Here is a 14,835-nt window from a genome sequence, read left to right as displayed (position 1 = left end):
TCTCCCAGTAAACGTTTTCTCAGTGCCAAAGCTTGCTGATACAAAGGTTCGGCTTCGCTGTAGCGTCCTGTAGATTCGTAGAGTCCTGCGAGATTATTCAGGCTAGTGGCGACATGCGGATGGTTGTCTCCCAGTAAACGTTTTCTCAGTGCCAAAGCTTGCTGATACAAAGGTTCGGCTTCGCTGTAGCGTCCTGTAGATTCGTAGAGTCCTGCGAGATTGTTCAGGCTAGCGGCGACATCGGGATGGTTGTCTCCCAGTAAGCGTTTTCTCAGTGCCAAAGCTTGCAAATGCAGAGGTTCAGCTTCGCTGTAGCGTCCTGTAGATTCGTAGAGTCCTGCGAGATTGTTCAGGCTATTGGCGACATCAGGATGGTTGTCTCCCAGTAAGCGTTTTCTCAGTTCCAAAGCTTGCAAATGCAGGGGTTCAGCTTCGCTGTAGCGTCCTGTAGATTCGTCAAGTAATGCGAGATTATTCAAGCTATTGGCGACATCAGGATGGTTGTCTCCCAGTAAGCGTTTTCTCAATTCCAAAGCTTGCAAATGCAGAGGTTCAGCTTCGCTGTAGCGTCCTGTAGATTCGTAGAGTAATGCGAGATTATTTAGGCTAGTGGCGACATAGGGATGTTCTAAACCAAGACGATTTTCAGCTGCCTCTACACATAGTTTGTACCAAGGTTCTGCTTGCTGATAAAGTCCTTGACCTTTATAAAACCAGCCTAAGCCTGTGAAAGGCCAAGTTAAATCTTCGTCGCTGAGATATTGGGATAAGTGGGTTGCAATTTCTGCAATGTGGGAGATAAAGGGAGTGAGGTTTAAAATATCTTCACGGTTAGGCTGTTGAGGAATTTGCTTTGCTACCTCTACCATCTGCGCTGCAAAAGCGGTTTTTACTTCATCCGCCTCACTTGACTCATCCAACTTCATTTGGAAAAATTGCCGAATTAGTGGATGTAGACGATAAATTCCTTTACTTTGCCATTGTACTAAATGCAGTTTCCCTAACTCAGCTATAGCTTTATCCCAGAGTTCTTGTTCATCGTCATCTTTTATCCACTCAACAGAAAAAGGAATATCAGCCAAGGCATACAAACTCAGCCAACAGGCTAAACTTTGTGCATTTTCATCCAACTGTTCCCAACTCAATGCAAAAGCTTCAGCCACACCATATTCATAACGCATCAATGGGTTAGCCTTGGCTATTGCTTCGTGTTCCAGTCGCTTTTTTTGTAGCCGCTTCAGCAGTGTCTCCAGAGATAAATCTGGCATTGTATCCAGATATCGCCCCACTAACTCTAACGCCAAAGGCAAATATCCCAAGGATTTACAAATTTCTCTCGCAACCCAAGGTTCGCTTTTAAGTCGTTCTCTATCAACCAGCGATTTTAATAATTTCATCGCCGCCAATGGTTTGAGAACACCCAAAGGTAATTGCGCCAAAGTTCTATCAAATTCCTCGCGCGTTGTCAGCAATACTTTAAACCGGGGTGATTCTGGGGGTAGATAAGGCTGAACCTGTTTTTTGTAGTCGGTGACATCATCAAACACCAGCAGCACTTCACCTTGTTGCCAATTCTGCCAGCAGTATTTCAGCCTATCTGCTAATTCCCAATCGTCAGGTGCAATGAGTTTAAATTTCAATTCCGCAAATCTGAGAATCTGGATTCCGACATCAATACCCTGTGCAGATAACCAGCAAACCCCACCTTGATAATTCTGCAAATGCTGTTTGGCGTATTGGGTAGCAAGTTCAGTTTTGCCGACTCCACCCATACCCGCCACAGCTACAATCTCAACTTGCCGAGATGTTTGTAATTGCTGGTGCAGTTTTTCTAATTCCGCCTCACGTCCCACAAATTTTTCAAATGGGACACGAAGGGGAATATTTTGATGAATTTCTTTAATTGTGGGGTGGGCATCTTGCCCGCCATTATATTTGTTTGTCAAACAAGCCCGTAACTTTTCCAGCTTACCCCGGCTTTCAGAAGTGGCTAATTCAGGACAACTCTTGGCGAACTTGTCATAAACCTCAGTCATCCGCTTTCTGAAAGCAGACGCACCAATGTTTAATTCCCTGGCAAGTTTTGCTCCACTCTTCCTTGAATTTTCAGACTTCAAACACTCTACAAAAGCTTCCGTTTGCTCTGGGGATAAACTATGGGTAGCAGCTTCATTGGCTAAAAAATCAGCCGATAGCATAGACAGCTTGTGAGATTTCTTCTCGATTCTACTTAATTTCTACTTTCTCTCTACTTTGTCTCCACTTCTAGGGAATCTCCTCTTCTTCTGGCAGAAATACGATTTGCATAGAAACATTTAGAAGAGGTTTAGCCATGAAAACTGCCTTAACAACTCCTGTAAACTCCAATCAAATCACCCAAACTTCGCAATTAATCCCCGCCTCGCCAACATCGGTAGAGAATCCATCTACTTGGATGCGAAACGGGGACAGTCCCGGTGAAATCATCCTCGCGGCGGCAATTTTAACTTCAGTATCGATTGCGGGAATTGCTTCTGTGATTGTGGCGATTACGGCTTTAGTTAAAACTTTAGTGCCTGTAATGGTAAGCTCGACAAGGGAAAAAAAGAAGTAGAAAAATTGTAGGTTGGGTTAAGCAAAGCGCAACCCAACAAAGCCCCGGAAATGTTGGGTTTCGTTCCTCAACCCAACCTACGCAGCTAACCCAATACGCTTGAGTTAGTGATATTTAGTGTTCGGAGATCCCCCCAACCCCCCTTAAAAAGGGGGGCTAATATCTCTATTTACCCCCTTTTTAAGGGGGTCGCCGGAGGCGGGGGGATCTTAACCGAAGTGTATTGGTTTCTAACCGCCGATTTAATTCACCATATCAGAATGCAAGAGTTCTGCGTAGGCGTAGCCCGTCGTAGACATCGCCAATTAAACCTCTGAGCATCATCGTTGAACCTCTGAGCATCATCGTTGAACCTCTGAGCATCATCGTTAAACCTCTGAGCATCATCGTTAAACCTCTGAGCATCATCGTTGAACCTCTGAGCATCATCGTTAAACCTCTGAGCATCATCGTTGAACCTCTGAGCATCATCGTTAAACCTCTGAGCATCATCGTTGAACCTCTGAGCATCATCGTTGAACCTCTGAGCATCATCGTTGAACCTCTGAGCATCATCGTTGAACCTCTGAACATCAACGTTGAACCTCTGAGCATCAACGTTGCACCTTTGAACCTCAAATTTTAAGTTTGCTACTCAAAACAGCCAGGTAAATACTGTATTTATCCTGCCTCCTAATACTAAGGTGACTGATTTAACACCCACTTCAACCACTGCCCAAAGGAACTTACAACATTTAACCTCTGGACTCCAGTAGCACGGGCGGCGGCGAGTCCATCAACAGCGACTAATGCCGCATATTGCAAGCCCAAGAAACTATCAACTGCTGCATAAGGGCCACCTAAAGTAATAGCCCCAGCAGCATACATTTGACCTCTATCACTACGCATTTCTACCAATTCAAAATTGTTCGCTACAGTCAATCGCCCCAGGTGATTCACTGGGAGGTTGTAATGCTTCACCAAATCTGCTAAGAGGGGATTGGTATCTACCTTGGCATCCAGTCCAGTCGCATCAACAATAAAGTCAGCTAGCAATTTCATTTCCCCAAAGCTTTGCTCTCGGATATGGGTAATAGTCCGGTTTTGGGCATCTCGTTCTACATCCAGCACTTCACCGAAGGTAATTTGATACCAGCCTTCGCTTATCCCTTGGGCAGTAATTTGCTGCCAGTCGTGGCGGTCGGCGGTGGTAGTTCCGCCCCAGTCTGCTAGTAAACGCTTGCGTTCGTCGGGGGTGGCTTTTTCTAATATTGCCCGGAGTTCGCCACCCCAACAGGCTTTAGGCCAGTTAAAGGGTTGAAATTCGTAATGATTTTTGACTAGGCGCGTGGCTCTTTGAAATTTGTTGCCTTGGGGTTTAGGCGATCGCATTAAATGCAAAACTGCAATATTCCGATTTCGCTTTCTAGCTTCATAAATCCGCTGCAAAATCCGCGAAGCCACAATTCCGCGCCCCCGAATCAATACGGTACCACCATGTTGCTCTAGTTGCTCATAAACATGATCGTGGGCTTCATAAGCATTGACAACAGATTTAAAATCTTGATATTTTTCCCTATAAGCTTGCAAATCTGGCAGAAACTGAATTGCTGGATACCCAGTAGCTAAATGTAAATAACGAGTAACTAAAAAAGCATAATTTCCTGGGGCGCGAGAATAGGCTACGCAATATCTGCCATCATCAGTTTTGCGAATTACCCTAACTCGCCCATAGCGATAAATTTGATTCCAGCCAATCCGCTTCGTCTCCCTATCTATGGAATCAAAGACGTTACCCGCACGGGGAGTATAAGTTTCTGCAAATGTTGGTTCAGCAAACACTTGCCACAAATACTTAAATGCTGATTTCATCTGTCCCTTGGCTAAGTCTCCCCAAGCTTCTCGCAAGGCATAACTAGGCCAGCCCCAAATATTATCAGGACAAGAGTCAGAATTAGAACGCAGTCTTTCATATAAGGGAATTTGCGAATTCAGACAGAGGCGCTTGTAACGGGCATAGGGTTCCGCCTCTAATCCCAAAGCTACAATTTTGTCAGCACGTACACCACTAATTCGCAGCAAATCAGCCCATAAAAAGCTACCCAATCCCGCCCCGATCGCGAGATAATCAGATTCATCTACTGGTAATCCCGTAGCATGAAGTGCTTGCAGCGCGACTTTATCCGCCTGAAACGCCAATGGTGGGAAATTACTTGCCAAGGGCGTTAGCGGCTGAACTACAGGCAAGCTAGGGTCTGGGCGATTGGTATTTGCGTTGAAATGAATCGTTGAAGGGGGGCTGGTATCTGGTGCAGAGGCGCTAGCACCAAATGTCACTGCGATCGCATAAGGGCCAATTTGCAACGTATCGCCATTAAGCAGGACACTGCGTGTTTGTGGTTGACCATTGACATAGACACCGTTAACGCTGCCTTGATCAATCACCACTAGATGGTCTTGTTCCCAGTCAATTAGGGCATGGTAGCGAGAAACTTCGTTACTGTTAAGCAGCATCCGAGAAACGCGCACTCCCCTGAGTTCAGCCGGTAAGCGAGCGAATTCTCGACCAAAAGCGATCGGCATACTCAACAGTGGTTCTCGCCGTTCTCCCGTCGCTGGTTCTTCCCAACTTAATTGGATTTGTTCATTAGTCATTGGTTATGGGGCATTGGGCATTGGGCATTGGGCATTGGGCATTGGGTATGGTTCTTTTCCTTATCTCCCCCAGTCTTTTTCTTCTCTACGAGACGCTGCGCGAACAATTTTGAATTTTGAATTGCATTTCTCCCCACTCCTTAATTCCTTACTACCAACACACTTACAGCCGCAGCTAAAGATGTCCCACACCAATGACAGCCAATTTGTAAATTCTCTCCTGGGGAAACTTTATGACATTTGGGGCATTCTAAGCCATAAACTCCTGGCGGTGGTGCGGGGGGTGTTGATGGATGGTAGTGATGTCCCAGATGTACTGCTGGATGGGGTTGCAGCAAAATTGTTGCTGGAATGCTACCCGTGGAAATGCCAGTAACATTGAGTTTTATTTGTCCCAAAGAGATACTAGTGCCCTCAGTTAAAGGCATTTCACCTTGGACTAATTGCCGTCCATCGACAACGGGGGGATTTTGCGATCGCAAATTCCTGATATAAAAGCGCTGTTGCTGGTGATGAAAAAATATTTCAACGTGCAGACCAGAGACAGTAGGGTGACTCAGAACAATGTCGCACCGGAGGGGGTCGCGACCGATGCGGACAGTGCCATGATTTTGACTTGGCTGTTGTTCGTAAATGTTCTGAGTTTTATCTTGACCTGCATCGTGCCACTGTAAAGTTAGTGCGTTCATTGTTCTAACTTCCGAACTCGTATTTAGTTAGCGACTTCAACATCTTTCTGTGCGATTCCTAACACGATTGAGTCGGTGCAAGCAAGTATTTAGAAAAAACTTCAACAAGCTTTATTTCGCTGAGGCTAATTTATCAGCGATGCGTGTAGTTTCTGGCAGTCGATATTTGGGCGTGCAGCGTAATACATAGTCAATCGCTGTCGGTAAACTAATTCGATGACCACTGGAGATGTAGAGAGGTTTTACTCCTGTGCGCGATCGCAAAACTGCCCCAACCGTTTCACCCTTATATATGAGTGGTTGCGTGCTGCCTTTGGTTTGGGCCAATTCTTCGTGCTTACCTATCAACCTGGACTTAGCTACACCAATTGTCGGCATATCTATAAGTAACCCTAAATGGCTAGCTATACCTAATCTGCGGGGATGAGCAATTCCCTGACCATCACACAAGATGATATTTGGTGTTGTTTTAATCTTCTCCAGGGCATCGAGGACAGCTGGAATTTCCCGAAATGAGAGGAACCCAGGAACATAAGGAAAGGTAGTAGGACGATGTGCTAGGCTTGTCTCGATTACTTGCAAATCAGGAAAACTCAGGACTGCGACAGCTGCACGGCTAATTGTTCCATCAGCTTCAAAACCCATATCTACTCCAGCAACATACTGGATAGGTTCTTGCAGTTGATCTTCAGTAATTACTTGATCTTGCAGCGTTTCTTGGATAACTATGGCTTCTTCTAGGGTCGAGGGCCAAGCATGATCTCGATAAAATTTCATATTGAAAATTGGAATTAAACTGATTAATTTTAATCCTGTTAATTTGGCAAGCACAAAAACAAGATTTTTTGATGTTGATACAGGAAAAATATATTTTTTGCAAAAGTCTGTGAAAGACTATCTTTATACTAGACATTTTAGCCCAGGTTAGCTGATATCTTGCATCATAATGTTATTTAAGGCTGTCAAAAGGGAATCCTGAGAATATAAGTTTATTTTCCTACATTTTCTCTTTTACTGGTTATGACACAGCCAAATATTCTAAAACTTGCAAAACAGGGAGATACCCAGGCGATCGCATCTCTGATGAACCGCCACTTACACCCCAAAGGAATCACTGCAAAAGTTGCCTTCCAAGATGCTTGTTTGGAGGTAATATTAGAATCTGCCCAAGTACTAAATCAGCCAATTTTAGTTGCATTTATCCGCAAAGGGTTAACCGCTTTAGGGGCTGTATCTGTTGAAAAAGTGAAAGTTTACGGGCAACAAACGGGTAAGGAGTTTCCAGCTTGGAGTAAAGAGTTTGATTTGAGCATAGCTGAAGTAGAAGCAGTAGCTAATGAACAGTCTTCTAGTAATCCTCAAACCCTAACTATTTCTATTAACTTAAGTGGCGATACTGCACGGGGATTAACAAATAAAGATTTTGAATTTATTGCTAATCAAATAAGTACTGATATTTTATCATCTTGTACTAACGTTTTTATTCAAAAAGTAAGTATTAGTAATGGTAGCTCTGTAATTACCAAAGAACGCTAGTGTTTAATTTGGCTCATGCAGAGGCGCAGAGAGAGAGCCTAAAATCGGGGCTTTTGTAATAATTTTAATAAATTTGTGTAAATTTTAAACATAGGGCTGGAAAGATTTTGAAAATGTTGTTTTTACCTGTGCATAGGGAACCATGAGATAGAAGATATTATCTTAGTTTTTTGGATTTATTGGTTATGAAACAGCCGAAGACTCAGGAAGTTTATAAGCAAATGCTACAAACGTTTTACTGGCCTTTATGGTTTCCTTATCCTACTTCTTGGTTAAAAGCATTGGTTTTGAATCTATTTTTGAGCGCTATTATATTTATACTCAAGAATCCTGGAAAGGTAGGCTACCGTATCGCATATTTTGTAAGCAGTCCAGAATTATTGGCTATATTTACAATACTGTTAATCTTATCTCCAATTCCTATAATTTCTTTGACTCATCACTGCTTACACTTGCTTATTAGTCGGTTTATGTCAGAAGTTCAGGCACCCGAAATAGGTAGAACACAAGGATTATTACCAGGAATAATGAGTTGGTGGGAAGGATTGTACGCTTGGCTTGTAATTGCAATTTCTACACTGATAGCAGCTTTGTTTTCTACAATCTTCCTACCGTTCTTTAATTTTAGCTACGCCAGACCAGTTGAATACTACAGACAAATACAAGATATCAATAATAATATAATATTAATATTTGGGCTATTCTATATTTCTGCTGGGGCACTAATTTATCAAATTGAATATTTAGTAAGATATCGAATAATATCTGCTTATTCTGGCAATAAAGAAACAAAAAAAACAGATCAAAGCAAATCCAACACTGATTTTAATACAGACAAGGAACTCAATAAATTGCGCGGGGAAATGGGTTTACACAAAATAAAATCAAATATTTTATCGAATGATGAAGAAACTACAATCATCAAGACTCAACATAAATATCGTAATTTAAATAAAAAGTTGCTGCTGAGTTTTTTGATATTTTCAATTGCTGTAGGAATATACTTTTATTCAAAATTCGGAGAAATACTTCCCCTAACCTCTAAAATTCAAACATCATCAAAATCTGTATTACTTACACCCTCACCAGTGATTTCAGAATCGCCGACCGCATTACTTAAAACTGATACATTCCGAGAAGCAGTAAGTAAAGCAATCAATGCAGCTAACCTTACTCAATCAGCAAAATCTCCAGATGAGTGGAAGACAGTTGTGAGTGAGTGGGAAGCTGCGATCGCACTTATGAAAGCCGTGCCATCTTCTAGCCCTAATTATGTCGTAGCTCAACAAAAAATCAAAGAATATCATAGAAATCTCAACTATGCTGAGAAAAATTCCCTTGGTAATAAGTAATCGCACCTCAGCGCTAAACTAGAAAAAGTAGTGCGATATTCCGACACTAATGAGGAGAAATTATCATGCTTAATGGACTCAGGCAAAAGGCGATCGTCAAACCTGGTGGTGTAGTAGAAATCTGTTCTCCAGAACTTCCAGCAGGTGCGACTGTCGATGTGATAGTACTTCTGAACCCACCCCCAAAGCATTCTGAAAAGCTTCTAACTAGCTTTATAGCGTTTCCTAATCACATAAGGTCATCATAGCCCCCTCCTCGCTTGCGGGGAGGGGGTTGGGGGTGGGGTTCTTGTACCTCATTCAACCGAGAACCGCTTTATCGGGTCTGCTAGAGGCAGTTTTGCCACACCGGAAGAAGCCGATAACTTTATTCGCCAAGAACGAGATGCATGGGAATTCTAGGTGCTATTCAAGGCGTTTATCTGGGAAAATAGTACATTCTTCCGTAGCTGGACTTAGCTCAACCTTGCACATATTACAGAGTGTATTTTTACTAATCACACTGATAATATTGTGCCGCTTGCGACATATTAAATTGTAATAGCTTCTCCTCTGGCAACTTGTATCCCAAACTTGGCTTCAAAGGCGAAATATGCAAACTGCGAATAATTTCCGCCGCCACAGCCTTTGCTAGTAGTGGTGGTACAGAGTTACCTACTTGTCGAAATCCGTGCCATTTGGTTACATGAAATCTAAACCAATCGGGGTAAGAATGCAATCTCGCCGCTTCTCTGACTGTAATACAACGGGGCGTAGATGGATGAATCGGTCTAGGAGATGTAAAAGAACCTCTATACTTGTCCGTTCCGGCTCTTAAAGTATTGCAGACACCAGCAGGATGCAGCTTATAAAAACGACTAATTTTTTCTCTCTCGCCTTGTTGAGTCTCCTGAAAACGTTTAATAGTTTCCGCAGAATGTTTTGTTCTTAAACTTGAAGAAAGTATTCGCAAATCATATTCACGTTTGTAAGAATAATCATCGTCTAGGGATTTCAACCCGCGAAGTACAAGAGCATAGTTACTCGGCTTTCCGTATTCTGCTACAACCCAATTTCTTGTTAATAACTCAGGATATTTTTCTATTTCAGGTAAATCTCCAATTGCATCCCATACTGTAGGACTCAATGGAATATCAGATATTTTTTTAGAAGTTAAATTATTTGGTAATGCTCGTTTAGTAATCGGCTGAGGATATTTCGGTAACTCTAGATCCTCCCTTGCACCTATGAGAAATAATCTCTCACGGGACTGTGGTACTCCGTAATTTGCAGCGTTGATAACTTGGTAATTTTCTTCTACTTTATAGCCATAAATTTTAAATTCGCTAATTAAGGTTTGGAGGATTTGTTTGTGTTCGCCAACTGTGATCCCCCGGACATTTTCCATCACAAAAAATTTTGGTTTTAGCTCAAAAACCAACCGATGAAAGTGAAAAACTAAAGAGTTTCGGGGATCATCAACAATCCGTTTACCAATTAGGGAAAAGCCTTGACATGGTGAGCCACAAATTACTACATCAATTTCGCGATCGCCAATCTTAGACCGATTCCTAATTTCTTCCCCGGTTGTATCCACAACACTTTTACATAACACTGAGCAATAAGGGAAGTTAAACTCATGTGTTGCACAGTGGATCGGGTCGATTTCCACAGACGCCAGCACATCAAAACCAGCTTGCTCAAAGCCAAGAGTCATACCGCCCGCGCCAGCAAATAAATCAACTGCGATCGCTCTTTGTTTTTTCATCTCATAAGCCATGACACCTCTAAAGGGATTGGGTATTGGGTATTGAGTATTAAATATACAAAATTTCCCTAGTTCCTAGTCCCTAGTCCCCATTCCCCGGCAGCATTTGCAAAATTTCTTGAGCAGCGCGATCGCACACTCCAACTTCTCCTAAACTCCGCCGCATTTCTTGATAATCTAGCAAAGTTTGCTCTCTGCGACTGGGATTTAGTAGCAGTTCCATCGCTGCTTGGGTAATATTCTCTGCTGTGGCTTGCTCTTGTAAAAATTCTGGCACAATTGGCTTCATCACGACTAAATTAGGTGGCGATGCGAAGGTTATTGAACCTTTGAGGATTTTCCGAGCTATCCACGCAGTCAGACGACTGAGGCGATAAACTACAACCTGTGGCACATTTAACAGAGCAAGTTCTAGATTGACAGTACCAGATTTACTAATGCCTAAATCAGCTGCGGCAAAAACTTCCTTTTGTTGACCTGATAGAACTGTCGCCCGCAAACCGTAACGCTCAACTGCCTTTTCAATTGGCTGTCTATAGACTTCCAAAGATAGGGGAATCCAAAAATGAACTTCAGGTAATTTAGCTTGAATAGTTTGGGCAGCTTGAAAAATAATTGGTAAAAGATATTTTAGTTCTTGGTGGCGAGAGGCGGGGAGGAGTGCGATCGCAATCTCTTCTGGAGCAATCCCCAGTGTTGCACGCGCTGTTTCCCTACTGGGAGCATCTTGCATTCGGTCAACCAAAGGATGCCCTACCCAAATAACTTTTGCGCCTTTCTCCTGAAAGTAGCGGGCTTCTTGTGGAAAGATTGCCAACAGCTTATCTGTAAAACCAACAATCCGGTTAGTTCTCCGTAAACTTATTGACCAAGCCCACTCTTGGGGAGCAATGTAATACACCACAGGTACATCTGGCAGATACTGTTTCATATAAGTCCCAATTTCCAGATTGGGAGTCATGTAATCGATCAGCACCACCAAGTCAGGTGGATTTTGCTTTAGAGAAGCGATCGCCTGACGTTGCACCTGAAGAGTCGGTAAAACATAAGGCAACCCTTCTAGAATACCCATTGAGCCAATACTACTGGTATTTCCCAGCAAAATTGCCCCAGCCTCTACCATTTTTTCGCCACCCAGCGCCACAATCTCTAATTCCAACCCAATCGCCATAGCTTGACGCTTCAGCGCTGAAATTAGCAGCGACCCTTGTAAATCGCCAGATACTTCGCCAGTGCTGATAAATATCCGCATTTGATAATTGGTAATTAGTAAAAATTAGGAGTGAGGAGTTAAGAGTGAGAAGTTCAAAATTTAATTCATCAACTCATAACTCATAAATTTATGATGTCTGGGCAATTAACCACAATTCCTCATAACCCCACCCCGCCAGCTACGCTTTTGCTCCCCTCTCGAAGAGCGGGGAGGGGTTGGGGGTGGGGTGCTTTGATTATGGGTAAATCCACAGACATCATATATCTCACATCTCACGATTCATCACTTGCGGCTTTTTTCCTCTTACCGGGAATCAAGCCACGTCTTCCAGGCATCTGAGAAAGTAGCAGGAAGCGTCGCAGATGCTGCAATTCTTCGCTATCCCCTAACAATTCCAACTGTTCCAAAGCATCCTTAAAAGACAAATCAGAACGGTAGAGAATGCGGAAGGCTTTTTTCAGCATAAGCAAATCTGCTGAATCCATACCAGACCGTTTGAGTCCTACAAGGTTGAGGGTTCGCACCCGCGCCGGATTTCCCTCCACCAGCATATATGGGGCCACATCCCGGTCAATACGTGCCATACCTCCCACCATTGCTTGTCTACCAATATGCACAAATTGATGGACACCTAAAACCCCACTGAGCCTAGCGCGTGACTCTATATACACATGACCAGCCAACGCCACAGAGTTAGCAATCACTACTTGGTCTTCAATCACGCAGTTATGAGCCACATGGACATAAGCCATCAAAAGATTGCCGTCACCAATTACCGTCGCTTCACCAGCACCGGTAGCGCGGTTAATGGTAACGTACTCACGAATCAAATTGTTATCACCAATTTTGACCCAGGTTGGCTCTCCCACAAACTTGAGATCCTGGGGTTCCATGCCGATGGCTGCACCTGTAAAAATCTGATTTTGCGCCCCAATTTCACAAGGCCCCTCTAGCACTGCATGAGCGCCGATTATTGTTTCAGGGCCCACTTTGACATGCGCTCCAATCACAGCATAGGCACCGACTTGCACTGTATGGTGGAGTTCCGATTTCGGATGAATTACAGCAGTTGGATGAATTAGCGTTTTCAAGGGTGAATCTCCAGAACTGTCTTGATAATCCAGCGCCAGGCGGGGTTTCTGAGGCAGGGCATTACTCTGGTTAAGAGAGTTGTACCAACTACCGTCCCATTGAGGCGACTGGCGTTGTTGAGCGTGAAGTATTTCAGTGAACGAAAGTGTCGGGCAAAGCAAGTTAAGTGTGTTTGTGAGTGCGTCTCGTAGAGAGGGCGTCGAAAATCAAGAAATTATCAGATGCTGTTGTGGATTTTTTTTAACTGTTATCCTTTTTCAGGATTCAGTAGGGGCATTTCACGGCTATGCCCATACCACGAAAGCAAACTTTTAGCTAACTAAAGAAAACATTAATTCCCCTTCACAAGCAAGTTGACCATCAACTTCGGCACGACCTTGCATCTTACCGAAACGACGTTGTTTTACCCATAACAGTTCCACCGTCATTACTAGTTGATCTCCCGGTACGACCTGGCGGCGAAAGCGAACTTTATCGATACCAGCAAAGACGAACAGCCCGCCTTTTACCGAAGACATTTGAGTTAAGACAATGCCCCCAACTTGTGCCATTGCTTCGACTATTAGCACCCCTGGCATCAGTGGACGCCCAGGGAAATGTCCTTGAAAATGGGGTTCGTTGATAGTGACATTTTTAACCCCAACAGCTCTTTTACCTGGAACGTAGTCAATTATTTTGTCTACCAGTAAAAATGGGTAGCGGTGGGGTAGCAATTTCTGAATTTCTTCAGTTGCGAAAGTTGTTTTAATCTCAGAACTGATTGTAGTCTCATTTATAGCCTGTAGTTCAGTAGATGTAGGTGTAGTCGTATCGATGGTATTCACTTCAGTGAGGATTGACATTGGCCGTGTAGTTAATTTGTCATCTGAAAGTTGAGTAGGCAGACGTATATCCAAAGCTTAATAATCCTAGATTTCAGGCTTTAGTTCTAATCCCAAATCTAAAATTCTCTGAGCCAGTTGAATGTGTAAATTATGACTGGCTTTATACGCTAAAAAATGAGCACGAGGAAAAGTTCCTAGTAAACTCAAATCTCCTACTAAATCCAAGATTTTATGACGGACTGGCTCATTTGCAAATCTCAATGGTGGATTTAGCCAGCCTTCAGGCCCACAAACGAGTGCATTATCCAAACTGCCACCTTTAATTAACCCTGTTTTTTGTAAGTGTTCAATTTGATGCAGTAACCCAAAAGTACGGGCAGGAGCAATTTCCGCCGCAAAGCTAGCAGAAGCTTTTGCTTGTTCAGCAGTTAGTGACCAACTATGCCATTGATTACCAATGGCGGGCAGGTCAAAATCAATACCGTAACTAAAGCGGGTTTCTGCTGCTGGGAGGGCACATACAAAGGCATCCCCTTCATAGACCCATAAGGGTTCTGTAATAGGCAAGGGAACTTGGTTGTTAACGGGTTGTGAGACTAAGCCAACTTGGGCAATATTGGCTGTCCACACACTTGCTGAACCATCTAAAAGTGGGACTTCTGGTCCATCTATTTCAATCCGGGCATTATCCACGCCCAGACTCGAAAGTGCTGCCAACAAATGCTCTACCGTGCGAACATATACCTCACCCTTACCCAACTGAGTTGAGAGAACAGTGTGACTAACTGCCGCAACTTGGGCTAGAATGATCGGCAAATCCGGTAAATCTACCCGCACAAAGTAGCGTCCACTTCCCGCCTCGGCTGGTAATATCCGCACCTGGGTACTCACACCGCTATGCAGTCCCACCCCTGTTTGAGTGATTTGGGCTGCTAGAGTGTGTTGCTGCATAACCGAAAAGTCAATATATTTCCTTTAGTATTATTCATCGTCTGTTTTGGTAAAATCCCTGATATTCCCTGAAAAATGTCATTAATCCCTTTATCGGAACAGTATTGAGGTAAATGTAAAAATTAGCAAGCTAATCCAAAAAAGTTAATTGTCATTTGTCCTTTGTCAGTTGTCCTTTGTGATTCACTAATGACTAAGTAGAGC

General features: G+C 43.3%; 14 protein-coding genes. 4 read left to right on the top strand and 10 right to left on the bottom strand.

What is annotated here, in order from left to right; all coding sequences use genetic code 11:
• Positions 1-2,198, bottom strand: a 2,198-nt coding sequence (locus tag V7K62_RS29605; RefSeq protein WP_334870513.1) for a tetratricopeptide repeat protein, incomplete at its 3' end; no start/stop codon positions are given.
• Positions 2,199-2,332: 134 nt separating this feature from the next.
• Between V7K62_RS29605 and V7K62_RS29600 the strand changes: the two genes are divergently transcribed.
• On the top strand, positions 2,333-2,593 hold the full coding sequence (locus tag V7K62_RS29600) for a hypothetical protein (RefSeq protein ID WP_334870511.1): 261 nt from the start codon (positions 2,333-2,335) through the stop codon (positions 2,591-2,593).
• A 255-nt stretch (positions 2,594-2,848) separates the two neighbouring features.
• On the opposite strand, the gene V7K62_RS29595 is transcribed toward V7K62_RS29600, so the two are convergent.
• The 4 genes from V7K62_RS29595 to nfi form a co-directional block, all read right to left on the bottom strand.
• A complete protein-coding gene (locus tag V7K62_RS29595) occupies positions 2,849-3,166 on the bottom strand; it encodes a hypothetical protein (RefSeq protein ID WP_334870509.1) in 318 nt (105 codons plus the stop codon).
• 105 nt (positions 3,167-3,271) lie between these two features.
• A complete protein-coding gene (locus V7K62_RS29590; RefSeq protein WP_334870507.1) occupies positions 3,272-5,227 on the bottom strand; it encodes an FHA domain-containing protein in 1,956 nt (651 codons plus the stop codon).
• 140 nt (positions 5,228-5,367) lie between these two features.
• Positions 5,368-5,916 (bottom strand): FHA domain-containing protein, encoded by a 549-nt coding sequence (locus V7K62_RS29585; RefSeq protein WP_334870505.1) that lies wholly within the window; start codon positions 5,914-5,916, stop codon positions 5,368-5,370.
• 111 nt (positions 5,917-6,027) lie between these two features.
• Entirely contained in the window at positions 6,028-6,693 is a 666-nt protein-coding gene (nfi, locus tag V7K62_RS29580) for a deoxyribonuclease V (protein ID WP_334870503.1), read from the bottom strand.
• Positions 6,694-6,936: 243 nt separating this feature from the next.
• Between nfi and V7K62_RS29575 the strand changes: the two genes are divergently transcribed.
• From V7K62_RS29575 to V7K62_RS29565, 3 genes are all read left to right on the top strand, one after another.
• Positions 6,937-7,452 carry a hypothetical protein gene (locus tag V7K62_RS29575; RefSeq protein WP_334870501.1) on the top strand — a complete coding sequence of 172 codons (516 nt, stop codon included), beginning with the start codon at positions 6,937-6,939 and terminating at the stop codon, positions 7,450-7,452.
• A 185-nt stretch (positions 7,453-7,637) separates the two neighbouring features.
• Positions 7,638-8,804 carry a hypothetical protein gene (locus V7K62_RS29570; protein ID WP_334870500.1) on the top strand — a complete coding sequence of 389 codons (1,167 nt, stop codon included), beginning with the start codon at positions 7,638-7,640 and terminating at the stop codon, positions 8,802-8,804.
• 65 nt (positions 8,805-8,869) lie between these two features.
• On the top strand, positions 8,870-9,052 hold the full coding sequence (locus tag V7K62_RS29565) for a hypothetical protein (RefSeq protein ID WP_334870499.1): 183 nt from the start codon (positions 8,870-8,872) through the stop codon (positions 9,050-9,052).
• Between the two features lie 245 nt (positions 9,053-9,297).
• Here V7K62_RS29565 and V7K62_RS29560 read toward each other — a convergent pair whose 3' ends face one another.
• The 5 genes from V7K62_RS29560 to lpxC form a co-directional block, all read right to left on the bottom strand.
• The gene (locus V7K62_RS29560) at positions 9,298-10,551 is read right to left on the bottom strand and encodes a DNA cytosine methyltransferase (RefSeq protein WP_442937352.1); all 1,254 of its coding nucleotides are present in this window, start codon (positions 10,549-10,551) and stop codon (positions 9,298-9,300) included.
• 82 nt (positions 10,552-10,633) lie between these two features.
• Positions 10,634-11,803 (bottom strand): lipid-A-disaccharide synthase, encoded by a 1,170-nt coding sequence (gene lpxB, locus V7K62_RS29555; RefSeq protein ID WP_334870495.1) that lies wholly within the window; start codon positions 11,801-11,803, stop codon positions 10,634-10,636.
• A 233-nt stretch (positions 11,804-12,036) separates the two neighbouring features.
• Complete coding sequence (gene lpxA / locus V7K62_RS29550; protein ID WP_334870521.1) at positions 12,037-12,855, bottom strand: acyl-ACP--UDP-N-acetylglucosamine O-acyltransferase; 819 nt, start codon at positions 12,853-12,855, stop codon at positions 12,037-12,039.
• Between the two features lie 312 nt (positions 12,856-13,167).
• Positions 13,168-13,698: a 3-hydroxyacyl-ACP dehydratase FabZ gene (fabZ, locus tag V7K62_RS29545; protein WP_334870493.1), complete on the bottom strand. Its 531-nt coding sequence runs from the start codon at positions 13,696-13,698 to the stop codon at positions 13,168-13,170.
• 66 nt (positions 13,699-13,764) lie between these two features.
• Entirely contained in the window at positions 13,765-14,631 is an 867-nt protein-coding gene (lpxC, locus tag V7K62_RS29540) for a UDP-3-O-acyl-N-acetylglucosamine deacetylase (protein WP_334870491.1), read from the bottom strand.
• Between the last annotated feature and the right edge of the window lie 204 nt (positions 14,632-14,835).

The sequence above is a fragment of the Nostoc sp. genome, assembly GCF_036917935.1.
Classification (GTDB): domain Bacteria; phylum Cyanobacteriota; class Cyanobacteriia; order Cyanobacteriales; family Nostocaceae; genus Nostoc.
Note: the sequence above shows the minus strand (reverse complement) of the source record. Positions and strands in the feature narration are given on the sequence as shown.

What these genes read in the sequence shown, in the direction of transcription:
- V7K62_RS29600 (WP_334870511.1), top strand. Translation starts at nt 2,333, where the DNA reads ATGAAAACTGCCTTAACAACTCCTGTAAACTCCAATCAAATCACCCAA.
- V7K62_RS29595 (WP_334870509.1), bottom strand. Translation starts at nt 3,166, where the DNA reads ATGTTCAGAGGTTCAACGATGATGCTCAGAGGTTCAACGATGATGCTC.
- V7K62_RS29590 (WP_334870507.1), bottom strand. Translation starts at nt 5,227, where the DNA reads ATGACTAATGAACAAATCCAATTAAGTTGGGAAGAACCAGCGACGGGA.
- V7K62_RS29585 (WP_334870505.1), bottom strand. Translation starts at nt 5,916, where the DNA reads ATGAACGCACTAACTTTACAGTGGCACGATGCAGGTCAAGATAAAACT.
- nfi (WP_334870503.1), bottom strand. Translation starts at nt 6,693, where the DNA reads ATGAAATTTTATCGAGATCATGCTTGGCCCTCGACCCTAGAAGAAGCC.
- V7K62_RS29575 (WP_334870501.1), top strand. Translation starts at nt 6,937, where the DNA reads ATGACACAGCCAAATATTCTAAAACTTGCAAAACAGGGAGATACCCAG.
- V7K62_RS29570 (WP_334870500.1), top strand. Translation starts at nt 7,638, where the DNA reads ATGAAACAGCCGAAGACTCAGGAAGTTTATAAGCAAATGCTACAAACG.
- V7K62_RS29565 (WP_334870499.1), top strand. Translation starts at nt 8,870, where the DNA reads ATGCTTAATGGACTCAGGCAAAAGGCGATCGTCAAACCTGGTGGTGTA.
- V7K62_RS29560 (WP_442937352.1), bottom strand. Translation starts at nt 10,551, where the DNA reads ATGAAAAAACAAAGAGCGATCGCAGTTGATTTATTTGCTGGCGCGGGC.
- lpxB (WP_334870495.1), bottom strand. Translation starts at nt 11,803, where the DNA reads ATGCGGATATTTATCAGCACTGGCGAAGTATCTGGCGATTTACAAGGG.
- fabZ (WP_334870493.1), bottom strand. Translation starts at nt 13,698, where the DNA reads ATGTCAATCCTCACTGAAGTGAATACCATCGATACGACTACACCTACA.
- lpxC (WP_334870491.1), bottom strand. Translation starts at nt 14,631, where the DNA reads ATGCAGCAACACACTCTAGCAGCCCAAATCACTCAAACAGGGGTGGGA.